General features: G+C 63.4%; 25 protein-coding genes and 1 pseudogene. 9 read left to right on the forward strand and 17 right to left on the reverse strand.

The genetic code is table 11. The annotated features are described in order from the left end of the window. Positions 1-100: 100 nt before the first annotated feature. Positions 101-1,843 (reverse strand): hypothetical protein, encoded by a 1,743-nt coding sequence (locus V5F84_RS00190; RefSeq protein ID WP_394042975.1) that lies wholly within the window; start codon positions 1,841-1,843, stop codon positions 101-103. A gap of 84 nt (positions 1,844-1,927) precedes the next feature. On the opposite strand from V5F84_RS00190, the gene V5F84_RS00195 reads away from it, so the two are divergent. Together V5F84_RS00195 and V5F84_RS00200 are read left to right on the forward strand one after the other, a co-directional pair. Next, positions 1,928-2,359 carry a hypothetical protein gene (locus tag V5F84_RS00195; protein WP_394042976.1) on the forward strand — a complete coding sequence of 144 codons (432 nt, stop codon included), beginning with the start codon at positions 1,928-1,930 and terminating at the stop codon, positions 2,357-2,359. A 45-nt stretch (positions 2,360-2,404) separates the two neighbouring features. Then, complete coding sequence (locus V5F84_RS00200; protein ID WP_394042977.1) at positions 2,405-3,253, forward strand: hypothetical protein; 849 nt, start codon at positions 2,405-2,407, stop codon at positions 3,251-3,253. 129 nt (positions 3,254-3,382) lie between these two features. Here the strand turns inward: V5F84_RS00200 and V5F84_RS00205 are convergent, their stop codons facing one another. Then, on the reverse strand, positions 3,383-3,808 hold the full coding sequence (locus V5F84_RS00205) for an excisionase (protein ID WP_394042979.1): 426 nt from the start codon (positions 3,806-3,808) through the stop codon (positions 3,383-3,385). 123 nt (positions 3,809-3,931) lie between these two features. Here V5F84_RS00205 and V5F84_RS00210 point away from each other — a divergent pair, with 123 nt between their 5' ends. Continuing rightward, the gene (locus tag V5F84_RS00210; RefSeq protein ID WP_394042980.1) at positions 3,932-4,192 is read left to right on the forward strand and encodes a hypothetical protein; all 261 of its coding nucleotides are present in this window, start codon (positions 3,932-3,934) and stop codon (positions 4,190-4,192) included. 299 nt (positions 4,193-4,491) lie between these two features. Here the strand turns inward: V5F84_RS00210 and V5F84_RS00215 are convergent, their stop codons facing one another. Next, positions 4,492-4,749 (reverse strand): BrnA antitoxin family protein, encoded by a 258-nt coding sequence (locus V5F84_RS00215; protein ID WP_394042981.1) that lies wholly within the window; start codon positions 4,747-4,749, stop codon positions 4,492-4,494. A gap of 34 nt (positions 4,750-4,783) precedes the next feature. Beyond that, a complete protein-coding gene (locus V5F84_RS00220; protein WP_394042982.1) occupies positions 4,784-4,987 on the reverse strand; it encodes a hypothetical protein in 204 nt (67 codons plus the stop codon). Between the two features lie 1,092 nt (positions 4,988-6,079). Between V5F84_RS00220 and V5F84_RS00225 the strand changes: the two genes are divergently transcribed. Beyond that, a complete protein-coding gene (locus tag V5F84_RS00225; protein WP_394042984.1) occupies positions 6,080-6,904 on the forward strand; it encodes a hypothetical protein in 825 nt (274 codons plus the stop codon). A gap of 401 nt (positions 6,905-7,305) precedes the next feature. Here the strand turns inward: V5F84_RS00225 and V5F84_RS00230 are convergent, their stop codons facing one another. The 5 genes from V5F84_RS00230 to V5F84_RS00250 all read right to left on the reverse strand — a co-directional run bounded on the left by V5F84_RS00230 (position 7,306) and on the right by V5F84_RS00250 (position 9,570). Further along, positions 7,306-7,620, reverse strand: coding sequence for a helix-turn-helix domain-containing protein (locus tag V5F84_RS00230; protein WP_394042985.1), 315 nt, complete (start codon positions 7,618-7,620; stop codon positions 7,306-7,308). Further along, entirely contained in the window at positions 7,604-7,864 is a 261-nt protein-coding gene (locus tag V5F84_RS00235; RefSeq protein WP_394042986.1) for a hypothetical protein, read from the reverse strand. The genes V5F84_RS00230 and V5F84_RS00235 overlap by 17 nt, the downstream gene beginning before the upstream one ends. Beyond that, positions 7,864-8,241, reverse strand: coding sequence for a helix-turn-helix domain-containing protein (locus V5F84_RS00240; RefSeq protein WP_394042987.1), 378 nt, complete (start codon positions 8,239-8,241; stop codon positions 7,864-7,866). The genes V5F84_RS00235 and V5F84_RS00240 overlap by 1 nt, the downstream gene beginning before the upstream one ends. A gap of 170 nt (positions 8,242-8,411) precedes the next feature. Continuing rightward, positions 8,412-8,999: a hypothetical protein gene (locus V5F84_RS00245; protein ID WP_394042988.1), complete on the reverse strand. Its 588-nt coding sequence runs from the start codon at positions 8,997-8,999 to the stop codon at positions 8,412-8,414. Positions 9,000-9,303: 304 nt separating this feature from the next. Then, positions 9,304-9,570, reverse strand: coding sequence for an Arc family DNA-binding protein (locus tag V5F84_RS00250; protein WP_394042989.1), 267 nt, complete (start codon positions 9,568-9,570; stop codon positions 9,304-9,306). A 157-nt stretch (positions 9,571-9,727) separates the two neighbouring features. On the opposite strand from V5F84_RS00250, the gene V5F84_RS00255 reads away from it, so the two are divergent. Genes V5F84_RS00255 through V5F84_RS00270 form a run of 4 tightly spaced genes read left to right on the forward strand, consistent with a single transcriptional unit; the run spans position 9,728 to position 11,423 of the window. Next, positions 9,728-9,916: a hypothetical protein gene (locus V5F84_RS00255; protein ID WP_509277226.1), complete on the forward strand. Its 189-nt coding sequence runs from the start codon at positions 9,728-9,730 to the stop codon at positions 9,914-9,916. A 3-nt stretch (positions 9,917-9,919) separates the two neighbouring features. Beyond that, the gene (locus V5F84_RS00260) at positions 9,920-10,702 is read left to right on the forward strand and encodes a Rha family transcriptional regulator (protein ID WP_394042992.1); all 783 of its coding nucleotides are present in this window, start codon (positions 9,920-9,922) and stop codon (positions 10,700-10,702) included. Continuing rightward, the gene (locus tag V5F84_RS00265; RefSeq protein ID WP_394042994.1) at positions 10,702-11,106 is read left to right on the forward strand and encodes a hypothetical protein; all 405 of its coding nucleotides are present in this window, start codon (positions 10,702-10,704) and stop codon (positions 11,104-11,106) included. Before V5F84_RS00260 ends, V5F84_RS00265 begins: the two co-directional genes overlap by 1 nt. Beyond that, positions 11,103-11,423, forward strand: a complete 321-nt coding sequence (locus V5F84_RS00270) for a hypothetical protein (RefSeq protein ID WP_394042995.1) — start codon at positions 11,103-11,105, stop codon at positions 11,421-11,423. The genes V5F84_RS00265 and V5F84_RS00270 overlap by 4 nt, the downstream gene beginning before the upstream one ends. Positions 11,424-11,935: 512 nt before the next feature. Here the strand turns inward: V5F84_RS00270 and trxB are convergent. The 6 genes and pseudogenes from trxB to V5F84_RS00300 all read right to left on the reverse strand — a co-directional run. Further along, positions 11,936-12,943 carry a thioredoxin-disulfide reductase gene (gene trxB, locus V5F84_RS00275; protein ID WP_394043143.1) on the reverse strand — a complete coding sequence of 336 codons (1,008 nt, stop codon included), beginning with the start codon at positions 12,941-12,943 and terminating at the stop codon, positions 11,936-11,938. A 59-nt stretch (positions 12,944-13,002) separates the two neighbouring features. Beyond that, positions 13,003-14,121 (reverse strand): tricarballylate utilization 4Fe-4S protein TcuB, encoded by a 1,119-nt coding sequence (gene tcuB, locus V5F84_RS00280; RefSeq protein WP_394042997.1) that lies wholly within the window; start codon positions 14,119-14,121, stop codon positions 13,003-13,005. Continuing rightward, a complete protein-coding gene (tcuA, locus tag V5F84_RS00285) occupies positions 14,108-15,502 on the reverse strand; it encodes an FAD-dependent tricarballylate dehydrogenase TcuA (protein WP_394043144.1) in 1,395 nt (464 codons plus the stop codon). The genes tcuB and tcuA overlap by 14 nt, the downstream gene beginning before the upstream one ends. Before the next feature lie 14 nt (positions 15,503-15,516). Next, positions 15,517-16,281 carry an IclR family transcriptional regulator gene (locus V5F84_RS00290; RefSeq protein ID WP_394042998.1) on the reverse strand — a complete coding sequence of 255 codons (765 nt, stop codon included), beginning with the start codon at positions 16,279-16,281 and terminating at the stop codon, positions 15,517-15,519. Positions 16,282-16,289: 8 nt separating this feature from the next. Next, a complete protein-coding gene (locus V5F84_RS00295) occupies positions 16,290-17,387 on the reverse strand; it encodes an NAD(P)-binding domain-containing protein (protein ID WP_509277227.1) in 1,098 nt (365 codons plus the stop codon). After that, positions 17,291-18,682 (reverse strand): annotated as a pseudogene (locus tag V5F84_RS00300) (aldehyde dehydrogenase); the annotation flags it as partial. The pseudogene V5F84_RS00300 and the gene V5F84_RS00295, both read right to left, overlap by 97 nt. Before the next feature lie 198 nt (positions 18,683-18,880). On the opposite strand from V5F84_RS00300, the gene V5F84_RS00305 reads away from it, so the two are divergent. Further along, a complete protein-coding gene (locus V5F84_RS00305; protein ID WP_394043002.1) occupies positions 18,881-19,681 on the forward strand; it encodes an N-acyl homoserine lactonase family protein in 801 nt (266 codons plus the stop codon). Positions 19,682-19,689: 8 nt separating this feature from the next. Here the strand turns inward: V5F84_RS00305 and V5F84_RS00310 are convergent, their stop codons facing one another. Both V5F84_RS00310 and V5F84_RS00315 read right to left on the reverse strand, forming a co-directional pair. Next, positions 19,690-21,066 (reverse strand): MmgE/PrpD family protein, encoded by a 1,377-nt coding sequence (locus V5F84_RS00310; RefSeq protein ID WP_394043003.1) that lies wholly within the window; start codon positions 21,064-21,066, stop codon positions 19,690-19,692. 50 nt (positions 21,067-21,116) lie between these two features. Further along, positions 21,117-22,514, reverse strand: a complete 1,398-nt coding sequence (locus tag V5F84_RS00315; RefSeq protein ID WP_394043005.1) for an MFS transporter — start codon at positions 22,512-22,514, stop codon at positions 21,117-21,119. Between the last annotated feature and the right edge of the window lie 19 nt (positions 22,515-22,533).

The following is a 22,533-nucleotide window of genomic DNA, read 5'->3' on the forward strand; positions in this document are numbered from 1 at the left end:
CGTTCTGGACCATCATCTGGTTGGCCGATGGAGCGCGGAAATCCTGGACCGCTGAAAGAGTGAATGGCTCCCACCTGCCGTTACGAAGAGGCGCCATGATTCATGGACCGATGCTCAGGAGCCGCTCAGCGGGAGTGATGGTGGCGCTCGCCGCCGGAGGCTTCGCAATAACGTGCCCTGACTTGCCGCGCCGGCTCTCCGCTGTCTCGTCCCCTACCACTGGCAGCAACGCCGCCCGCATGTAGACCCGAGCGAGATTGATGGCCTGGGTCTTCGTCGGCCGGTCGGGCACCTTCGCGAGCAAGGCCCGCGCCCGGTCCGGGTTCAGCAGCGCGTCGCGAACGATTTCATCCACGCTCTGGAGCCCGGACTTGCGCAGAGCCTCGATCACGCGACCGAAATGCGCGCCGGCACCGCCGCCGATGGCCGCCCCAAGCCCGCCCCCCACTGTGCTCCCGGCCGCCGCGCCGGCGCCGGCCAGCGCTCCAGGGGACAAGAGGCGGGAAAGCCAGGACTGCGCATCGGTGCCGGACTTCGCCGTGGCGAGTGCATCCTGAACCGTGTTCGATTGACCGGGGATCTTCACCGCCGTCAGAGAGCGGTTGGCCCGCTTCAGGTCCGCGGCAATCGCATGAAGCCCCGCCATTTCCTCGCCGCTGAGAACCTGCTTGAGAGCAGGCGCGGATTGGCGAAGGAACTGCTGGAAGGCGTCCGAGCGCATCAGGTCCACATTGGACGTGCCGCCCTCGATATTCCCCACGAAGCGTGTCGAGATGTAGTCCGCCACGGCTTTCCGCAGCCCCTCCCGCGCCTGCTGGTCGCCGGCTGTCTCGCGGGCGAGGCGCGCCATCTGCTGCACCTGGTCCTGCCGCGAGAAGATGCCGCCGATGGTCCGCGTCACGTCCGCCGGGTCCGAGAGGCCCAGCAGCCGCCCAACGGTGCCCTTCTGGAAGGCGTCGATCTCGGCTTTTCGCGCGGCCGCGAGCTGTGCCAGCGTCTCGGAAGCGCGCGCCGGATTTTCCAGGGATGCTGCGACTTCCGGAATGGCCCTCAAGGCGTCCGCGTGGCGTTGCCGCCAGTTTTCGAACCGCACAGGGTCAATGGTGCCGTCGAGCTTGTTCTCGGCATCCCGTCGCATGGTGGACACCGCATAGTCGCGGATCGCGCGCGCCGTCTCGGGTCCGGGGGCCGCCTTGGTGAGCGCTTGCATCGCCTCATAGCCGCGCGGGCCCGGGCGGAAGAAGCGCGCCGGGACCACGGAGCTCGGGACGGTGAACGTCTCGCTGTCAGGCCCCCTGAGCACGCCGGAAACCGGGTCGCGCTCATAGGTGCGCGCATTCTTCTTCGTCGCCGCCGAAGCCTTCTTCAGCCGGCCGGCGGCTCCTTCGTCGAAGTTGGGGGGGAGGCCAGGTGCCGATACTCCTTCAGCGCCCGGAGCATCTGGAAATTGCCCTCGGCCTTGGCCCGCTGTTCCGCGTGAACGAGAAAAGCCGCCCGCTCCCCCGGAGACATCGGGTCCAACACCGGAGCTAGCTGCTCCCCGAGCCGCCTGTTCGTCTCGCCAACCATCACGCCATCCGGAAAGCAGCGACATCAGCGTCTGATCTTCGGACATCGCGCCCGAAGCCACCGCCCGCTCTTCCATCGCCGCTTTCGCTGCCACCGCGCCCTCAATGTCGGACTCGATGGCGCCGCGCAGCTGCGACAACCTTGCATATACACGACTTGAGCCGTTCAGCGAAAGCTCCCGCCGCATTTCCTCGCTCACGCGCGAGCGCAGCGCCACCATCTCCCTGAACGGCACCACGTCGGGATAGCGCGCCGCGGCTACAATCAGGGGCACGAGCGACCGGGCTTAAGCCGTCTGGGCACGCCTTCGACCATCTTTTAAATCCCAGCAAACACAACAACCAGACGGAGACACCCCGTGTCTGAACCCACGCCGACAAAGTCCGCTGCTTATGAACCCAGTCTCAAGAGCAAGGTCACTTTATGGATCGTCATGTTTTTTATATTTGGAGGCGGGTCCTTATTGAGCGTTTTCGCCTATGGCTTAATGACAGGTCGCCCATTGTTCCCACTTCTTGAGCAATCCCCGCCTCGTCCTAAGCTTTCGTGCAATGAAAATGTCATAGACGCAGCGAAAAATTCACTTTCTAAGCAATATAAAATTCCCGTATCAGATATTCGAATCGACGGAGTGACCACGCTAAAGCCGACCGAAGAAAATAGACTCGTATGCAACGCTAACCTGACGGTTAAGATTGGAGGCAACTCAGAGAGCCGGATAATTGAAATCACTTCGAGTGTGGCCGACAACGGAAATGATTTGCTCGTTGTCGTTCGCTTGATTCAATAAGTATCTAAAGTGCCCATCGAAGCGATAACAAATGAGGCTGTGCTTATGTCGAAGCAGAAAGCAATAGCCGGCGCATTGGTAACTGCGTGGCTTTCGTCCGTGTCAATTTCCACGCCCGCCGGTGCCTGGAGTTGGAGGGACGATGCCGCCGGCCAGAAGCGCGATCAAGAGGCTAGGCACTGGCTCACGACGCAGAACATATGCGGCGTGCAGCTCAAGGCGGACTATCTTGCGGACCTGGATTCCTGGATTATCGCGCATTTCACGACAATGGCTGATGACTATCGTCAGTTCCTCCTCGGCTCCGTTCAGAGGGCGAACGCCGACTACCTCCAGAATGCAAAGCCCGACGAAATTAAGAAGGAGTGCGCTGGTCGGGTGGAAGAGGCGTCCAAAGCCGGAGTTATCGCCGACACCAATGCCAAGCCCTTCCAATGGGCGGCTATGGCATCGCAGACCGCAGGAACACCCACCCCAAGCACAGCACTACCTGCCGCCGTCTCAACTCCAATGCCCCCCACCGTCCCGGCCACATCACCTAAGCTTTCAGATTTCATCGGTGCCTGGAGCGACGTGACGGATGCATGTCAAAGTTACAAGCAGCAGACGGAAGGACCGTGGTTTGAGATCAAGGAAAAGTCCTTTACGTCTGAGGGCGGCGGGCTTTGCAAGGCTCCCACCTACACTCTGAAAGGGAATGGCCTCACCATATCTGCACGTTGCAGGGCCGAAGAGGCGGGTTATGAGCCCTACAAAGAGACATTCACTCTGCACGAAGGCCGGCTTAAGAGTGCCTACAGAACCTTTATGCGCTGCACCGCCGCCCCGAGCGGAGGGAATTTGGGGCCCCTACCAATAGAGAGCGCGCCGCCATCGGAGGGCCGATTGCCATGATAGGCAAGCCAAAGAACGACGCCGAGGCGATTGCTCGGAATACGGTCATCATGATTGCGAGTGTAGAGACGTGCGGATTCGCATTTCAATTTGCTGGTGGTTCGTAACGTCACGGCGCGCCCTCCAGAATTACCGCTTCGACGAAACAGTGGATTCGTCATGGGGGGAATTGGCATTTTTCGGCGTTGGAGGCTGCGAACTTTCGTTCAGCATCTTTGCCGTCGCCATGAGAGCATCCAATGCTGCCTTTCTTTCTGCCACCCGCAATGGACTAGAAGGGTCGCTTCCGGGCGATATTCTCCCGGCTGCCGGTCTCGGTTGAGCGGGGCCGGCTTCCTTCGGCTGGACGCGGCAAAGCAGCCTCATGTCCTCGATCGCTTTTAGCGTCGTGTAATCTTTGTTCGCGATCCGCTCCACCGTAAGCCGCCCTTTGAGAGATTCGCGCCGCAGGCTGGATGCGGTGATGGAGCCGTCCGGAAAGGCAAGCGCCGCCGCAACACCAAGGCGGAGCGGCGTGGTGTCAGTTATCTGGTCGCGAGAAGGTGTCGATCTCATCTCCCGTCCTTTTTAAGTTAGTGCACCAGCGATCGAGATTTTAACGGAGACGGCCGGAGTGAAGCATAACCGTCACGTCTTGCCCATCTTATGCCGGCGCCATCAACTGAACCGGAGCGGGACTTGACTGATCGAGAAAAGGAAGCGGGTAAGCCGTCCATCGAACCTCGCTGCCTCACAAAATCACAGGCGGCGAAATATTGCGGCTTAACCCTGAGCGGCTTTGGCGCATGGCAGGTAGCAGGCATTGTTCCGGGCCCAATTCCTGGCACCAAGCGGTGGGATCGAAAGGCCATAGACAAGGCAAGCGGCATCCGGGCGCCTGATGCGACCACCAATGACGACGTTGAGAAATGGTTCGCTAAACATGCCGCGCGTCGGTGAGGCGGGCGCCAGGAGCAAAAGTCCGCCTAGGAGGCGATCACGCTGGGGTGCAGTCTACCGGCGCCCACCGACATAATGGCTGCCTTTCCCGTGGCTGGAATACCCACCGACCCGATGGCTCCCTGTACGTCCCTTGGCATCCGCCATGCTCGCAAGAGCGATGGACCCGATGAAAGCCGCGGCCAGAAACAATGCCGCGCACTTGATTTTGGACATGGTGCGATCCTCCCAGCCTGATTGGTGGTGCCATACCATTCCAACAACCATGTAGCGAGTTATCCTTTGGACGCTGTGCCCAATCAGTCCTGATCTTCGCCGCCCATGGCCTTCCGCAGCGCGTGATTGATCCGATCCTGCCAGCCGGGGCCGCCCTCCTGGAAGAACTCCAGCACATCGCGATCAATGCGAAGCGAGACGGTCTCTTTCGCTCCGGGGATCACCGGAGCCTTGGGTGCCTTCGGCGCCTCTTCGACAGGCCTGGTGGTGGCCGACCGAAAGGCAGCCTCGGCGGCGTCGCGGGTTGTGCCAGAGGTTCTACGGAACGGGGGTTGTGCCATGGTATGCTCTATCCGGGAATGGGCCGCGGGTCTCTCAGCCAAAAAGGCGGCGCAGAATCGACCAGAAACTGATGGTGGTCCGATTATAGATCCGGTTCCGCGCGGCGCGCTTGGGGTTAGTCAGCCATCCCATCCCGCGCGGCGCTTTCAGGCCCAATTGCGATTGAACCATTCGCTTCACCGAGGTCCGAGCGGCGATGCTTTTCCGGATGCTCGGTTTGCGGATGCCGAATTTCATGTCTTCCCCCTATCCCCGGGGGAAGAATGCAGCCGGCGAAACTTAGAGTCGAGTCAGCCGCCGTCCTCGGGCCGCGAAGCGCGATGGCGTCTCCACAGATGGAGGCGGTGCCGGTACGGAAGGATCCGATCCTGGTGGAATGGACTTGCGTCATCCTTGGCAAGGTGATCGAGGGAGCTGCCATTCGCCCGCGCCCCGTGCTGGCGGCGTCGAATCCGATCGGCGCGAGAGCCTTAATAAAGAAGCCTGCCAAATCGGCGCGGCAGATTAGGCGAGGCAGGGCACTGTCTGGAAGGCATGTCTAGGCAAGCTCGGAGGGGCGGGCTAATGCCCGCCCTACACGTCACGCGAAAACCAAAGCCGTGAACGCTAGGCGCATCTGACCCTCCGAATATGGAGGCCGATGTTATCACTAGGGCCGATGTCAAGGGAGTGATCGGCGGCGGCAAGACGGCCCCTTCAGACCTGATACGCTACGCTAGAGGTCTGTGATGTCGGAGCTTAAGACGGGGCTTCTGTGACGGGGAATATCCCTTTGAGAAAAGCGCGTCGCTCATCCGCTCGCATAGGTAGCATTGAGTAAGGTTTTGGTCTTAACCTGCGCCGCGCAACCAGGGCGTGGTGGGGAATGGACCTTCCAGAGATAATGGCAGCGGAAAAGCTTCTTGCATTGAAGCCCGTTTGGAAGGCGCGCGACCGAGATTGGCTATTCGCTACGGCGCCATTGAAGATCGATAGCGTCGTAATTGAAGGGCTAAAATTTCGCGCGACCGCGTTGGCCAGCCGGCCAGATGAATCGTTAACATTTCAACTGGAATATTTCCCGCCTGTTAAGGGCTTAAAGGGCGGCGCGATTGCGCGGATTGAGTGGCGACCAATTTCCCCTCACAATAACAAGGGAGTTGGCCCTGAGGAAATCAGATTCCTCACCTAAAAAGGTACCCACCATCATCCTTTTGACTTGAACTGGGAGCATTCTCCCAATCAAGTGAAAAAGGGCTCTCTACCCATCTCCGTACCTATCGACCCTGAGCCCTCTTTCCCAGAGATTGTTGTGCTAGTGGGGAAAGAGTTTAGAATCGGCCCGGTAGAATGGATGACGGCTCCACCTTTGTGGCAGCTAAAGGCGTTGGTGTAGGCATGGCAAACGTCATGGCGGAACGGGCTGTTATCAGCCCCGATATCGAAGCGGCGATGCGTCGCCTCGTCTCCGGGGTTGCTCACCCTGAGGGGACCTACATCACCGTCCCAACGCTTTACCCCAGCGGGAAAAGCGTGGTCGTTCGCGTGACTGAACAGCGGTCTCAAGGCCGCGTGATGTTTTTTGTGACCGACTTTGGTCTTGGGTTTCAGGAAGCCGAGCTTGAGGGCGTGGATCGGGGGTTCGCTCGTTTCGCGAGAGTTATCGCCGAGCGCGCTGGCGTTGGGTTTGATGAACACGCCTTTTTTGCCGTCCAGGTAGACTTGGAGCGGCTTCCGGGCGCCATTGCTGCCATCGCCTCATGTTCAGTCGAAGCAGTCACGACCGCGGTCATGAAGGCTGCCGAAAGGGCTGGGACAGGGATGGCCCGCCTTCTTGTAGAGAAGCTGGAATCAGCGTTCGGCGCGGATAACGTAAAGAAGAACCAGATTATTGCCGGAGATTCGGGCCACGATTGGCCTGTCCCAGCAACGGTTTATACAGCCTCGGGTCGGATCGTTTTCGACGTGGCAACCAAGTCGCCAATTTCGATTTCTACCGTAGCAACGAAAATGGACGACCTTTCCAGACTTAAATCAGCTCCGCGTCGCGTGGTAATGGTTCGGAGCACGGAAGAGCTTGGAAGCTATCTCGGTGTTTTGGCTCATCATGCAAGCGTCATAGAGACAAGCGCCAATGAAAATCACCTTATTCGGCTGACGGGCGCGGCAGGATAGTTCATCGCCCGAGTGGTAGCGCGGCGTTGGTCCGGCCGCCAGCCGGCTAATGACGATCTTGAGGGGCCGGAGCAATCCCTTGATTTTATTGGGTCGAAAATTCGACTAGCGGAATAATGGCGACCAAACACGGCCTAAATCATTGAAATTGAACGGCTCAAAATCGAGCCGGCCACACGCGAACCAAAACCGCCTCCGGGCGGCTTTGGTTTGCGATGCTGCCCTATTTTGTCAGGTAAACGCCAACACAGAGATCGGCGCGGGGTATCGCTGATCTTAGATCATGTCGCATTCAACGGCGACGCCATCGGAGCCGAAATGTCAGTCATGGGGTTTGGGGGGCGCGCCCTTCCGCTCGCGAGCCAGCGTCATCAGCTCATTGTAACTCCCCGCAGATCCTCTTATACACCCCGTCGCAACCGCTGAAGCATCTCTTCATAGGCTTTGGCGGTGTCGCGCTGTTCCTGGGAAAGCCACGGGTCAGAACGTGCGGATCCGCCGGGCTTTGGCCGTGAACCGCTCTGATTTCCTGGCGCCGAGCGATCTTTGATCCATGCTCGGAGCGCTGCCTCATCGAAGGTCCATAACCCGCCAATCTTGCACGCGCCGGGCAGCTCGCCGCGGCAGGCAAGGGACTGCACGGTTCGTACCGCCACACCCAAAATAGCTGATGCCTCAAAAGCACGAATTCGTTCGCGTTTAGGTGCTTCCTTCATCTACCGCGCCTTTGAGGTTATCGCTCAGCAGGCTCGGCCCGGAGCACCGCTTGAGATGATCTGGTGAGAGGAAGATCGGCTTTTCGTCTTCGATGGGAGGAGGAACGATCTTATTCGTTTCCGCGTCGATTGTTTCGATTGTGCCGGCGGCCACATCAATTCGGATGTGCACACCGGCCTGACGCGCGGCGCGGAAAGCCCGGGCCATGTCTGCTTGCGTGAGAATTGCGGCACGGCGCGGCATTACCTCTCCTCTGGTACGGCGTTTCGGGCGCTCCACCTATTGGCGAGTGCTCGCCTCAAGGCGGAAGCGTTTCCGCTTCCGGCCTTCCCACCAGGAGACGACCCACCGGCCGTGGAGCCGTCCGACCTCGTATTCCGGGTCTGGCATCGCTCATATTCCTCCACTGCCGAAGCCCGGATCCTAAGGAGCCGGCCGCCGAGGCGGAAGTGACCCAGGGCGCCATCCGTGATCAAATTGCGAACGTGCTTCTCCGAGCACCCCCAGCGCGCCGCCACCTGTTGTGGGCGCATGGGTCGATCTATGAGTATAGTTTCGGCGGTGAGGCGGCAGGCGTGCTCTGGCAGGCTATTCAATCTCCGCCGCGTCATCGCGGCCATCGTCACCGTGGCGGGCCTCGGCGACGCTATCGCAAAAATCGTCAGGTGTTTCTTTGGCGCGCCGCGCTGATGCGCCCTAGCCTCTCCGGCCCCTCTCAAGCCGATGACAACTTGTCGCCGGTTCTCGCAGCATCAGACTTTTGTTTGTGCTCGCCATGCCGGACGACTTTCTATTCCGTTGTGTCATCCGACTTCCGCCGACGAGCCTCGCTCTCCTTGGGGCCCCTCGACTCTCGCCGTGGGCTGCTCAGTCGCTTCAAAAACTGAATATCCTCTTCTTTCAATTCCCAAGTGTGATCTCGTGTCACCCTCATATCAGGCATGTTGCCCAAAGATTTCATGCGGATATGTTCTTCTCGTGCAGCGTTGATAGCTTCAGAAGTGTCGTCCGCGCCCATTGTAGCGGCCACAACTTCTCTCATTTTTGTGAGCGAGAAGCGGGCCTCTCCAATATCCATGCGTCCGTTAAATATCGAATTCGCTATATAATTTGCTTCTTGTATTGTAATAATCCGATTTTCGCGGATCGCGTCAATCATAGCGATCCATGCGTCGAGAATATTTCCCATCGCGTTATTTAGAAGCTGCTCAAGCGCATCGAGTTTCTTTTTATCGCATTCTGCACCTATGACGCATAGACGCCTGACCGCCTCTGCCCTGGTGCGGATGCGGTGTTCGAAGCTCCAATCATCGATGGCCTTCACTTCAGAGGCCGACATCATGATCGGGATGCGCTGGTCTTTGGGTTCCTGGTTCATGGCTCAATCTACAAAATCGGCACAAGCGGCACAACATCCATTGACCGGCACAACTTGTGCTGGTTAACTGATGGTTAACGGCACAACTTGTGCCGGTGATCGGAGGTGTAATGAGCCAAGCACGTGCGGGCCCGCAGCGCGAGAGACGGGTAACCGTCATGATGACGGATGCAGAAGTCTCAGAGGTTGATGATGCGCGCTATGCGCTCCGGAAGCCGACGAAGGCAGAGACGATCCGGCACCTGATCAAGAAGGGCTTGGAGGCCGTCGCCCGAAAGCCACAGGACTCGGGCTAATCAACCCATCAGGTGGGGAGCCTTTTGCTGACGTAGTGCATCGCCTGCTCTAGATCTTGCAGACGCTTCTCGAAGTCCGCTTCAAGCTCTTCAACGCGGTCAGTCAGTTTCGCCAAGGCCGTGTCGTCTTCCAAGGTCTTCTCAATGCGAGCGATTAACTCTGCGTTCATCGAACGTCCATTGGACTTGGCCTCGCGAGCAATCCGATCCCGCATACCTTCGGGCATCCGGAGCATGAACTTATCGTATTCGCGTACCGGGGTTTCTTCGACCATGCCCTCAACTCCCATACTGTCACCGCGCAACGACGGTAGTAGCACAGTGACACATTCCTGTTGACGGCTATGGTAGCACAGTGACATATTTTGGTTAATGAAAGGAAAATGAATGGCGCGAGGTGACCCGCAAATGATCATCCGGCTCCCGGCCGACATGAAGTGCTGGGTTCAGGCGGAGGCGAAGCGCAACGGCGCCTCGCTCAACAGCGAGATCGTTCGATGCATTCGGGAGCGGATGGATCGGATGACAGGCCCAGGCGGGGCCGAGAACGAGAAGGACGACGGAGCACCAGGCCTAGGAAACCCGCTCCGCCGTCCCCGAGATCAATCGTCAGAGGACTGACCAATGAACGACCATTCTTTACCACGGCCCGTGTTGGAAATCCAACTTCGGGATGGTGAGCCGCGTGTGTTCGATCTGGATTTGGCAAACCGACTCGGGTTCGGCCGGGCGCGCAACATTCGTCCCCTGATCGAACGTCATATCGCGGCGCTTGACCAGCTTGGACCCCGCTGCGCCGTGCAGCGGGTTGTGAATGGCGGCGAAGCATCCGAATTCTATCTCACCCGCAAGCAGGCGATCTTCATCACGGCCAAGTCCGAGACGGCCGAGGCGACCGAAATCACCATCGAGATCATCGAGCGGTTCGATGAGTATGAGCGCGGGGTGCGTCCGACGGCAATCCCGACCACGGCCGAGGCGCTCGCCCACACGTTCCGCATGCTCGCAGATCAGGAGCGCGCCCAGGCCGCCCATACCAAGGCCATCGCCCATCTGGAGGAAAAGGTGGAGCGGGTCGAGACGGCGCAGACGGTTTTGAAGGCGCGCCCGTCGAATGCCGAGGCGATCACCCACATCCGGGTGCGCATCGGGCGCCTGCACGGCCTTTCTGGCCAGGTGATTGACGCGGTGATGCGTCAAACCACCTACGCGCCCAAGCCCGCCGGCATGGTGAAGAACGACCATGAGAGCGCGGACGGTGCGACTTATGCGGTCTATTGGCAAAAGGACGTGACGGAGACCTTCAAGCGCTTCGTGTCCGAGTGCGTCCAGGTCACTCCGACCATGTTCACGCACCCGTCCATTGAAGGGCGGTTCCGTTGCGCCGGAAAGGGAGGGGCTGCGTGATGAGCGAAGCCATAATCCTGATCGACTTGAACCGCCCCGCCGACCGTATCGTTGCGGATCTGCAGCGCGGAGGAATCGACACATGGGTATATTGGTGGTTCGACGGCGACACCATGCCGTTGTTCAAGTTCGAGGCTCCACCCTCGCCTCAAGCTCTGACTCTGGCATGCGCCATTACCGAGAGGTGGGAGGCTGACGCAGCACTTCGGGAAAACTTCATTGCATGGGCCATTAATATCGGCGCCGCTTGCCAAGACGTGGACCGGCCGGCGTGGAAATTTCGGGCCCTTACGGATGAGGAGGAGGCAGCCCTCAGCCGCGATGAACAGCGCACAGCCCCCGGCGAGAGCGGTGAGGTTCTGCCCTTCATATCGCCCCGCGACTCGGAAGGCGGTGCCGCATGACCGCCACCGCCAAGCCCCGCACGGCCGGCGCGCCCCGCGCGATGCCAACCGATCAGCAGAAGCTCGAACGCGTCCATGCGCTGGAGGGGTCCTTCTACGATGCCGCCAATATGACCGGTATCGCCTGGGATATGCTCAGCGGCATGTTCGAGGGCGGCGTAGCCGGCGAGCCGCCGGAGTGCGTCGGCGGCGTGGAGCACTGCCATATCATCGACCCAGCCCATCTTGAGCGCGTTCACTTCGCCGTCTCGCACGCATGGAGCCTGACGGAGAAGCTGAAGAACGATCTGCTGAAGGCGCTGTACGAGGCGCCGTAGCTGGTCTCCGATAAATCCACCAGGCTCGCGACAGGGCCCGCCAGTGCGGGCCCTTTTCATGTCGGACGTTTTTTTCAACACCGAGCGCCGTTGGCGTACGCGTTCCAGGCCCGCCGCACGCGCCGTTGCGAAAGGCCTCGTGAGGGTTTGCCAAAGTCCGAAAAAGATCAATAGTTTCAGCTAGAGCAACTGCGCTGCCGAAACTGGCAAACCCGCTGCTACGCAGCAGATATCGCCCTCCCCTTGGGAGCGCCAGTGCCCATGTAGATCAATGGGTCGGACAATCTTCATTTACAGTTGGACAAGGTGACTTAAGCGTCTTCGGCGGTTATCTTGCGAAGCACGTTACCGGCCAGCCGCTTCTGACGGGCGGCCTGTGTGTGGCGATCCCCCCTGGCTCGTGACGTGGCCCGTCCGCGACGCGGTCTCGCGCCGCGCGGCGCCGACGGGGTGGGCAGTCGAAGCCCACCATTTACCGAACAGCTCGGCGAAGATCTGCATCGCGGGCGCGGTCAGTCCCAGGCAGCGGTCATGCTCTGCGATTGCAACGCCTCGACCCTGACCGTGGCAAGCGGGGAATGCTCGGCCAGGAATTTCTCGGCCTCGAGCGCCGCCATGCATCCCATTGCCGCGGCGGTGACCGCCTGTCGGAATTTCGGATCGGCCACGTCGCCGGCGGCAAATACCCCGTCGATGGAGGTGCGCGTCGACCAGGCGCCGATGCGGATATAGCCGGCCGCATCGCGTTCCAACTGGTCGCGCACCAGCGTGGAGGCCGGATCGTGGCCGATCGCCACGAACACGCCGTCCACCGGCTCGATGAAGGCGGTGTCCGCCTTCAGGTCGCGCAGGCGCAGGCCGGTGACCTTGCGCACCGGGTCCACCTGTCCGAGAATCTCCTCGGGAACGCAGTTCCAGAGAATGCGCACCTTGGGGTTCGCCATCAGCCGGTCCTGAAGGATCTTCTCGGCTTTCAGCCGGTCGCGCCGGTGGATGAGCGTCACCTTTGACGCATGATTGGTGAGATAGAGCGCCTCCTCGACCGCCGAATTGCCTCCGCCGATGACGGCGACGGACTTGTTGCGGAAGAAGAAGCCGTCGCAGGTCGCGCAGGCCGACACCCCATAGCCCGCGAAGTCCCGTTCGCTTTCAAGGCCCAGCCAGCGCGCCCGCGCGCCGGTGGCGATGACCAGGGTGTCGGAGAGGAAGACGCTGCCGGATTCGCACGTGGCGCGGAACGGTCGCGACGACAGGTCCAGGGCGATGACATTGTCCTCGACGATCCGCGCGCCCACATGGCGCGCCTGCTCGCTCATCTGCTCCATCAGCCACGGGCCCTGGATGGCCGTGGCGAAGCCGGGGAAATTCTCCACATCGGTGGTGATGGTGAGCTGCCCGCCGGGCTGCATGCCCGTCAGCAACACCGGGGAAAGGCTCGCGCGCGCCGCATAGATGGCGGCGGTGTAGCCGGCGGGCCCCGCCCCGATGATCAGGAGGCGGGTGTGGATCGGTTCGGCCACGCCTGCAGTGCCCGCGTGCGTCATGATGGTCCTCGCTTGAGATGTGGCGGCTGGACGGGCTAATGCGCCGGCGTGCCGCGGTTCTGGGCCTCGCGTTCGCGCGCAAACCGCGCGAGCGCCACGTACCGGTAGATGCCGTGCACGAACTTGCCGTACGGCATGGTGAGGAAGAAGCCGAGCACGGCGCCGAGATGCAGCGCGAGCAGCGTGCCCATTGCAGCCGTTTCCCGGAACACGAGCAGCGCCAGCCCGGTCACGCCAAGCCCCACCAGAGTCAGGCAGAAGGCCGTGCCCAATCCGGCCTGGCCGGGATCCTTGAGAGGGGCCTCGCGCCGGCGGTCCTGCGCCATCAGGCCGAGCGGCCCGATGACGATGCCGATGCCGCCGAGCGTGCCGAGCACCACCGGCAGGTCCCACCAGGGGTAAGGCGCTTCCCACCCGAACAGATAATGGTAGAGCGTCGCGACCGAGGTGGCGGCCAGGCAGAGCATGAAGCCGTAGAAGGTGAGGTGGTGGTACAGCCGCCGGCGATCCTGCGGCTTTCCCTCCGCATTCCCGCAACCCGCGCCGCCGCCATCGAGGTAACGCAGTTCGCCCGCGTCGCGCGTCGCCTGCCACAGGCCGCTGCCGGCGGCCGGCGTGGCGGCGGGCTCGGCGATGTCCCGCAGGAATGCGCGCACGCCAAGGCCGATCACCGCGACGGCGAACAGCAACGCGATGCCGAACAGCAGCGCCATCGCATTGTGCGGCATCAGGCGATAGAAGGCGCCCGGTCCCACATGGACGCCGAACAGAATGTCCGGCCCCTGCCAGATTGCGAACCCCGCGAACAGCGCCGCCACGGCAAGCGCCGAGGCCCCGGCGACGGCGATCCCGGACCGCTTGAACACGCCCGAGAGGATGCCGGGCCGCGCATAATGGCCGTAGGATTCCGCCCGCACCTGGGCCAGCACCTGCGGGACATTGACCTCGAATTCGTGCGGCGGCGAGAATTGGCAGTCGTAATAGCAGGCGCCGCAGCCGTGGCAGAGATTGGCGAGATAGTTCAAATCGCCATCGGCAAAGGCGCGGCGCATCTCCATGGCCGGGAAGACGGCGCACAGCCCCTCGCAATAGCGGCAGGAATTGCACACCGTCATCAGCCGGTCGGCTTCCGCCAAGGCGTTAGTTGCGTGCATTGCGGCTCGCCTCCCGTCCCGCGATCCGGCCGAACACGCTGCCGATCGTCATTCCGATGCCCGCCGCATAGCCCTTGCCCAGCACGTTGCCGGACATGATCTCGCCGGCGGCGAACATGTTGGCCGAAGGACGCCCGTCGCTCATGAGCATGCGCGCGTCGTGGTTCACCCGCGTGCCGAGATAGGTGAAGGTGATGCCGGGCCGGACCGGATAGGCATAGAAGGGCGCGGCCTCGATGCGGCGCGCCCAATGGCTCTTGGGCGGATCGAGGCCCTCGGTCCGGCAGTCGTCCAGGATCTTGTCGTCGAACGTGCCCGGCCGCACAGCGGCGTTGAAGCCGTCCACGGTGGCCTGCAGCGCCTGCGGATCGAGCGAGAGCTTCATGGCCAGTTCCCCGACGGTGGGGGCGCTGATCGGCGGGAACAGGGACGGCATGAACAGGCGCAGCGAGGAGGCATCGAAGATGATGTAGGCGATCTGCCCGGGCTGGGCGGCGACGAGCCGGCCCCAGATGGCATAGCGCTTGGGCCAGATGTCCTCGCCTTCGTCATAGAAGCGCTGGGCGTGCGCATTGACGACGATGCCGAACACCACGCAGTCCAGGCGGGTGATGATGCCGCCGTCGTATTTCGGCGCGCGCGCGTCGATGGCGACCGCGTGGCACTGGGTGGGATCGCCCACCTGCTGCACGCCCTTGTCCAGCAGCATCTTCAGGATGGTGCCGCGATTGTTGGAGGTGCCGCGAATGAGGAAATTGTCCGCGGCTTCGCCCCAATAGCGCTTCAGCCATTCGATGTTGGACTCGAACCCGCCGGCGGCGGCCACCAATGTGCGCGCGGTGATGCGCTCCGGGGCGTGCTTGCCCACCGTGGCGGAGAGGAAGGTCCCGTCGCGGATGTCGAGGTCCGTCACCTCTGCCTCGTAGCGCACCTCGACCCCGAGCTGCGCGGCGGTGCGATAGAGCGCGTTCAGCATGGCGCGGCCGCCGCCGAGGAAGAAGGAATTGGTGCGCCCGAGGCTCAGCGTTCCGCCCAGCGAGGGTTGCCAGCGCACCCCCTGCTGCTCGATCCAGCCGAGCATGGATTTCGATTCCGAGATCATGAAGCGCGCGAGGTCCTGGTCGGTCTCTCCGCCGGTCACGCGCATGAGATCGTCGAAGAATTCCGCTTCCGTATAGGGCCCGGTGAGGATGTCCGTGGCGCTGTCGTGGGCGCAGCGCATGTTGCGGGTGTGGCGCGTGTTGCCGCCGCGCCAGAAGGCATCCGCCGATTCCAGGACCAGGACCGAGGCCCCCTCGCGCCGCGCGCTGATGGCGGCGCAAAGGGCCGCATTGCCACCACCGATCACCAGCACGTCGTAGTCGTTGTGCCTCGCCTGGATCAATGCGCCCTCCGCTAGGCCGTTTGTCGTTTTGGCCGGCTGGCGCCGGCGCTCTTCCCCGCAAGGGGCGGACGGGTGGGAATGGGGCCGCCGAGGGAATGGGTGAGCTGCGCGCTGGCCTTCAGAAGCAGATCCCGCATGTGCGTGATCGCGCTGTCGGTGAAGCGCTCCCCGGGGCCCGAAAGGGATATCGCGCCGGCGATCTCGCCTGTGGGGCCGAACACCGGCGCGGCGAGCCCGCAGCAGGCCGGATCCCGCTCGCCCCGCGAAAGGGTGTAGCCGTCCCGCCGCAGGGCCTCGTGCGCGGGATCGGGATCGCCCGAATAGGCGAGCAGCACCCGTCCCGCCGCGCCGCGCTCCAGCGGCATGACGTTGCCCGCCTCCACCCGGTCGAGGGTGGAATGGGACGAATTCACGCGGAACAGGCACAGGCGCGTGCCCGGCCCGTGCAGCACATGGAAGGAGGAACTCTCCGTTCCATGCTCCACCAGGTCCTTGAGCACCGGAAGCACGTGCTGACGCAACGGGTTCTGCCGCTCATAGGCCAGCCCCAGGCGAAACGCGGATGCGCCGAGGCCGTAGCGGCCGTCGCGCATGCGCACGGCATAGCCGCCGACCTCCAGGGAGGTCATCAGCCGCAGGATCGTGCTCTTGTAGAGCCCGGTCGCCTGCGCGATCTCGGCCAGGGTCGAGGGCTCGTCCACGGCAGCCAGAGCCGCCAGAATGCTGAAAGCCCGATTGACCGCTGCGACGCCGTCCTGCGTTTCGATGGATGCCACGGGGGACCTCACAAATCTGTGGGACCGGAGGCACTGGTATTCGGATCGATAATCCGGCTTACCACCGGCCAATACAGGCGGCTGTAGCCACTTTCTGCCGCCTGGCGCAAGAGGTCGTCTGCCGTTTCGGCACCCCGCAGGGTGATGCCCAACGCCTTCGCCAGCGAAAGCGCATAGGACAGGTCCTTGCGGGCATAATCGGTGGAGAAGGCGCGCTCGGGAAAATGCCCGGGCAGGATCGCCTTCATGCCGTGATTGCGCAGGGCGAAACTGTCGGCGGACCCCTTCATCAGGGTCTCGAACAGGATCCGGTCGTCGAGGCCGGAGCTGCGGGCGATCGCCACCGCTTCCGACAGGGCCACCACCGTCTCCACAAGCACCATGTTATTGAGGATCTTGACGATCTGGCCCGCGCCAACGGGTCCGCACAGGGTGATGTCGGTGGCGAAGGTCGCGAGCAGCGGACGCAGCTCCGCGAATATGCCCTCGTCGGCGCCGACCATGATGCTGAGCGTGCCCTCCTCCGCCGCCTGCCGGGTGCGGGCGATGGGGGCATCGGCATAGCGCGCGCCGGCGGCCACGAAGCGCGAGGCCAGCTCGCGCGTCAGGTCGACCGGCGAGGTGCCGAGATCGACGACGAGCGTGCCGGGGCGGATGCCCGCGAGCAGGCCGTCCGGCCCGGTGCACACCGCTTCCACGTGCTTGCCGCTGGGCAGGGCCATGAAGATCACGTCGCAGGCCCGGGTCAGCGCGGAGAGGCTCGCGGCGGGAGCGACGCCCTCCGCAGCCAGCCGCTCCAGCGGCTCGGATGCGAAGTCGAAGCCCAGGACCTTGGCGCCGCTCTTGCGAGCGAGATTGCGGCACATGGGTTCGCCCATGACGCCGAGTCCGATGAAGCCGATGGTGGTCATGTGCGGTTTCCTTCGGCGGCGCCGTCCAGGGCGAGATAGATGCTCTTCGCCTGCTGGTAGAGCCGCATGCCGGCCGTGCCCTTCTCGCGTCCGAGGCCGCTGTCCTTGAACCCGCCGAACGGCGTCGAGATGCTGAGCTGCTTGTAGGTATTGACCCAGACGGTCCCGGCATCGATGGCCCGCGCGACCCGCCAGGCCCGCTTGTAATCGGCGGTCCAGATCCCGCAGGCGAGGCCGTAGGCGGTGTCGTTCGCCTGGGCGATCAGGTCGCTCTCGGTGTCGAACGGCAGGATGCACAGCACTGGCCCGAAGATCTCCTCCCGGCACACCCGCGCCCCGGTCGGCAGGCCGCTGATCAGGGTCGGCAGATAGAAGGCGCCGTTCTGCAAGGCCGGATCGTCCGGCCGTGCCCCGCCGGTCAGAATGTCCCCGCCCTCGGCCCGCGCGCTCTCCACGAAGCTTTCCACGCGCTCGCGGTGCGGGAAGGAGGCGAGCGGCCCCATGGTGACGCCGGCCTCGTCGGGAAGCCCGACGCGCAGGCGGCTCGTGCGCTCGCGCAGCTTGTCCACGACCTGATCGAAGACCGGACGCTGCACGAACAGGCGCGATCCCGCAACGCAGGACTGCCCGCTGCCCTCGAAGATGCCGCCCATGACGCCCTTCACCGCAGCATCGATGTCGGCGTCGGCGAAGACGATGTTCGGCGACTTGCCGCCGAGTTCGAGCACGACCGGGATCAGCCGCACGGCGGCGATCTGGGCGATGGCGCGCCCGGTGCCGGTGCCGCCGGTGAAGGAAATCATCCGCACGCCGCGATGGGTGACCAGCGCCATGCCGGTCTCCGCCCCGGTGCCGGTCAGGACGTTCAGGATCCCCGGCGGCAGGCCGGCGGCAAGCGCGATCTCCGCGACTTCGAGCGCGGCGGTGGGCGTCACCTCCGACGGCTTCACGATGACGGCGTTGCCGCCCGCCAGCGCCGGCGCGATCTTCTGCGCCTCCATCGTCAGCGGCGAATTCCAGGGCGTGATGGCCGCGACGACGCCGACCGGCTCGTAGAGCGTCATGGAGAGATAATCTCCCCGGGGCGGCGTCAGTTCGGAACCGAGGGTTTCGCAGACGCCGGCGTAATAGCGGAAGGTCGCGGCGGCGCTCGCCACCTGGGTGCGGCACTCCGCGATCACCTTGCCGTTTTCGCGCATCTGGATGTCCGCGAGGACCTCCGCGCGGGCGGTCATGCCGTCGGCGATGGCATGGAGAATCTTCGCCCGCTCGTGCGGCCGCAGATCCCGCCACCCGGTGGCGCGAACGGCCTGCTGCGCGACCGAAACGCAGATGTCCACATCGCCGGCCGAGGCCGCGCACACCTCGTAGTTCACTGCGCCGGTGGCAGGATTCACGGACGAGAAGGTGCTCGCCCCCTGCACGCGCTCGCCACCGATCAGGAACGGGACGGGCGCTCCGTCGGCCAAACCCGCTTCCCGGCGATGCATCGCATGTTGCGCCAAGGCGTCCTCCTATTGCCGTTCTCTTCTACAGAACGATCGTTCTATTGTTATGTGTAGCGCCTCGCGATAAGGTTGGCAAGACGGCGCCCGGGAAATCGAAAAATGCGCCGCGGATTTCCGAGGTCCGCCCCGGAAACGCGCACCGCGCCGGCGAACGGCCGGCCTTGAAAACGAGGAAACGCCATGAGTGATCTGGACCCCTACGAGATCCACGCCATCCGCTACGCACACAATTCCAGCGCGACGCGGCGCGGGAATTTCCTTGATGGCGATGCCCATGACGGCCCCATGCCGCTGGACTATTTCGTCTGGGCGATCCGCGGGAACGGCCGCACCTTCATCGTCGATACCGGCTTCGATGAAGCGATGGCGCGCAAGCGCGACCGCACGCACCTGCGCTCGCCCGGCGCCGGGCTGAAATGCATCGGCATCGATGCCGACACGGTGGATGACGTGATCGTCAGCCACATGCATTACGACCATTGCGGCAACCACGGGCTGTTCCCGCGGGCGCGCTACCATATCCAGGACGTGGAGATGGCCTATTGCACCGGCCGCTGCATGTGCCATCAGACGCTTCGCGCGCCGTTCGAGGAACAGGACGTGGTGGCGATGGTCGGCAAGGTCTTCGCAGGGCGCGTCACGTTCCACGACGGCGACCGCGAGATCGCGCCAGGCATTTCCGTCCACCGCGTCGGCGGCCATTCCAAGGGGCTTCAGGTGGTGCGGGTCTGGACGCGCCGGGGATGGACCGTCATCGCCTCCGACGCCAGCCATTTCTATGCCAACATGGAGCAGGGCCGGCCCTATCACATCCTCCACAATTTGGAGGACACGCTGGAGGGCTATCGCACCCTGTACGGTCTGGCGAGCAACCCGGCGAACGTGCTGCCCGGCCATGATCCGCAGGTGCTGGAGCGCTATCCGGCCTCGGCGCCCGGCCTTGAGGGAATCGCCGTGCGGCTGGATGCCGATCCCCGGTAATCCGGGACTCAGGCCAGCAGCGCAATAAGGGTGCGCATGTCCGCGACCGTCTCCAAGCCGAAGCAGAGGGCGGCGATCTCTCCCGCCTTCTGTTTCGAAACGATCATTTCCGCCTGATCAGCGAATTTGGCGGCGACGTCCTCATCGTCCAGCGGATGGTCAGGACCTCCCCACGCATGCGGAACATGGGCTTCCAGCTCGCGTCCATCCCTCAGGGTCACGACGAGGCGCGCCTCGTCGCGCGCCAGAGCGGGATCGGGAATGGCGGTGACCAGGTCGCGCAATGCGATCACCCGCGGATCGCGAACGCTCGCGTCGGAGACCTCCTTGATCCCCGCCCGGCCGGTCAGCAGCACCACCGCGGCCCAGTGATAAATACTCACCAGCGCCTCGATGGTGTCCTGCGGCGCGACGCGACCCGTCAGGCCCACGCCCAGCGGGTGCACGACGAGGCGGGCGGCTTGGATGTCGTCGGGCGAAAACGCGTGCTCCCTGCGCACTTTCAAGCAGGCATCGATGGCCGCATGGATGAAGATGCCGGCCGGATACGGCTTGCAGAGATTCTGCTCGACCTGATAGGTCGCGCCGAGATCGCGCGTCAGGGCTTCCGGATCGGGGCGCTGCGCGAACACGTCGAAGAAGCCGTTCTTGCCTTCGAAGATCTGGTTCGAGCAGGTGAAGCCGCGGCGCGCCATGTGCGCGGCGAGCACTCCGGCCCGCGCCGCGTGGCCCGGCACGAAGCCGAGGCACATGCTGCCGTGGGCCTGCCGAAATCCCGCGCCCTGCAGCGCGCCGAGCGCAATCGCGCGGGTCATCGCCTCTTCGTCCAGGCCCATGACCTTGCCGAGCGCGGCGGCGGCACCCGCCGCCCCCGTGACCCCGGTCAGGTACCATCCGACACTGCATTCGGCCGGCGGCTTGGACAGCGCATTGCTCAGCCGGCACTCGATCTCGATGCCCAGGACCAGGGCCGACAGGAAGTCCGCGCCGGAGACCCGATGGTGCTCGGCATAGGCCAGGAGCGCCGCTGCAACGGGTCCGGTCGGGTGCGTGACCGTGTGGATGTGGGTGTCGTCGAAGGCCAGGATACTGCTGGTCATCGCGTTGATCAGCGCGGCATGCTGCATGTCGGCCTGCCGGCCTCGCCCGATCACCATGGTATCGCGCAACGTGCCCATGTCCTCCAGCGACCCGAGAAGGGCGTCCACCGCCGGATGGGTGGCGGCGCCGAACGCGCAGCCGATCCAGTTGAGAAACGCCCGGCGCCCATGCGCGCGGGCGCCGGCGGGAATCGTGCCGGCATCCGACCGGCAGATGAAGTTCGCAAGCACCGTGGCAGAACTTGGCATGGACGTTTCCAATTCCCTGTTGATTTTTTTTGGCATGCTAAACGGAGTCGGGCTGTCGCGACGAGATCGCGGCAGCCCGGAGAGTGTCAGGAGCTCGGCGGCACCCGATTCAGGCCAGGCGACGCGGAGAGCGCCAGGTCCCCGCGCAGGGCCGGCTCCGGCGCGGCCGGCTCCAGGGGTTCGGCGGCGATATCCTTCCGGAAGGTTTCCGGACTGAGCGCCACCGCGATTATGGTGATGGCGGCCAGGATCACGATATAGATCGCGACGCCCCACGGTTCCCCGTCCATCCAGGCCACCAGCGCCACCGATATGAGAGGCACCGGGGCGCCGCCGATCAAGGTGCCGATTTCCCGGGCGAAGGCGAAGCCGCTGAACCGCGCGGACGTGCCGAACAATTCCACGAAGAACGCCGGCTGCGCGCCGAGCATGCCGGCATAGCCGACGCCGCTCGCCATCACGAACGCGGCGCAGATGAACGCCACCTCCTTGGTCCCCACCATCCAGAAGAACGGGAAGGCCATCAAGCCGGTGATGAGCGCCGCACCGATATAGACCGGGCGCCGGCCATATTTGTCGGAGAGCAGGCCGACCGAGACGATGGTGAAGAGCTGGACCACCGTGGCGATCAGCAGCGCCATGAGGCCGACGCTCTTCGGCATGCCCAACGTGGCCGTGATGTAGTTCAGCCCGAAGACGTTGAACATGTAGGCGAGACCGTTCTGGCCGATCTGCGCGAAGATCACGATCAGGAAGCTCTTCTTGTAGGAAGAGACGGCCCTGACAATGGGGAAGCGCGCCAGCTTCTGCTTGGTGGCGGCGACGGAGAAGGCCGGCGTCTCGCGCACCCGCATGCGGATGTAGAGACCCACCACGACGAGCACCGCGCTCAGCAGGAACGGGATGCGCCACGCCCATTCCAGCAGTTCATCCTTCCAGATGAACGTGATCAGGGCGAACACGCCGGCCGAGAGCACGTTGCCGCCGGCCACCCCCAGGGCAGGGATGCTGGTGATCAGCCCGCGCCGGCCGGGAGGCGCGTATTCGGCCGCCATGATGATCGCGCCGCTGTATTCGGCCCCGGTCGCAAATCCCTGTGCCAGGCGCAACACCAGCAGCAGGATCGGCGCGAAGATGCCGATCTGCGAATAGGTCGGCAGAAGCCCGATGAGCGTGGTTCCGACCCCGACGATGATCAGCGTCATGACGAGAACCGGCTTGCGGCCGATCCGGTCGCCGAGATGGCCGAAGAACAGGCCGCCGACGGGACGGGCGAAGAAGCCCAGCCCGAGGGTCGCAAACGAAGCAAGTGTTCCCGCCAGCGGAGACAGATCCGGAAAGAACAGCTTGTTGAAGACGAGGGCCGAGGCCGTCGCGTAGGCGTAGAAGTCGTACCATTCGAGAGCGGTGCCGATCGCGCCGGCGGCCAGCACCCGTCGCAGCATCCCTTCGGTGAGGGGCTGGTCAACTGATGTGTCGGACATGACATTCCTCCTGAAGAGG

It is taken from the genome of Roseixanthobacter liquoris, assembly GCF_043195135.2.
Taxonomy (GTDB): Bacteria; Pseudomonadota; Alphaproteobacteria; order Rhizobiales; family Xanthobacteraceae; genus NCEH01.

Bases quoted from the DNA above. Each gene is read 5' to 3' on its own strand.
- V5F84_RS00230 (WP_394042985.1), bottom strand. From the start codon at position 7,620: ATGAAGGAAGCACCTAAACGCGAACGAATTCGTGCTTTTGAGGCATCA.
- V5F84_RS00235 (WP_394042986.1), bottom strand. From the start codon at position 7,864: ATGCCGCGCCGTGCCGCAATTCTCACGCAAGCAGACATGGCCCGGGCT.
- V5F84_RS00310 (WP_394043003.1), bottom strand. From the start codon at position 21,066: ATGCCAAAAAAAATCAACAGGGAATTGGAAACGTCCATGCCAAGTTCT.
- V5F84_RS00315 (WP_394043005.1), bottom strand. From the start codon at position 22,514: ATGTCCGACACATCAGTTGACCAGCCCCTCACCGAAGGGATGCTGCGA.
- V5F84_RS00225 (WP_394042984.1), top strand. From the start codon at position 6,080: ATGGATGACGGCTCCACCTTTGTGGCAGCTAAAGGCGTTGGTGTAGGC.
- V5F84_RS00200 (WP_394042977.1), top strand. From the start codon at position 2,405: ATGTCGAAGCAGAAAGCAATAGCCGGCGCATTGGTAACTGCGTGGCTT.
- V5F84_RS00245 (WP_394042988.1), bottom strand. From the start codon at position 8,999: ATGAACCAGGAACCCAAAGACCAGCGCATCCCGATCATGATGTCGGCC.
- V5F84_RS00255 (WP_509277226.1), top strand. From the start codon at position 9,728: ATGAAGTGCTGGGTTCAGGCGGAGGCGAAGCGCAACGGCGCCTCGCTC.
- V5F84_RS00260 (WP_394042992.1), top strand. From the start codon at position 9,920: ATGAACGACCATTCTTTACCACGGCCCGTGTTGGAAATCCAACTTCGG.
- V5F84_RS00305 (WP_394043002.1), top strand. From the start codon at position 18,881: ATGAGTGATCTGGACCCCTACGAGATCCACGCCATCCGCTACGCACAC.
- V5F84_RS00265 (WP_394042994.1), top strand. From the start codon at position 10,702: ATGAGCGAAGCCATAATCCTGATCGACTTGAACCGCCCCGCCGACCGT.
- V5F84_RS00205 (WP_394042979.1), bottom strand. From the start codon at position 3,808: ATGAGATCGACACCTTCTCGCGACCAGATAACTGACACCACGCCGCTC.
- V5F84_RS00240 (WP_394042987.1), bottom strand. From the start codon at position 8,241: ATGGCCGCGATGACGCGGCGGAGATTGAATAGCCTGCCAGAGCACGCC.
- tcuB (WP_394042997.1), bottom strand. From the start codon at position 14,121: ATGCACGCAACTAACGCCTTGGCGGAAGCCGACCGGCTGATGACGGTG.
- V5F84_RS00270 (WP_394042995.1), top strand. From the start codon at position 11,103: ATGACCGCCACCGCCAAGCCCCGCACGGCCGGCGCGCCCCGCGCGATG.
- V5F84_RS00250 (WP_394042989.1), bottom strand. From the start codon at position 9,570: ATGGTCGAAGAAACCCCGGTACGCGAATACGATAAGTTCATGCTCCGG.
- V5F84_RS00215 (WP_394042981.1), bottom strand. From the start codon at position 4,749: ATGGCACAACCCCCGTTCCGTAGAACCTCTGGCACAACCCGCGACGCC.
- V5F84_RS00220 (WP_394042982.1), bottom strand. From the start codon at position 4,987: ATGAAATTCGGCATCCGCAAACCGAGCATCCGGAAAAGCATCGCCGCT.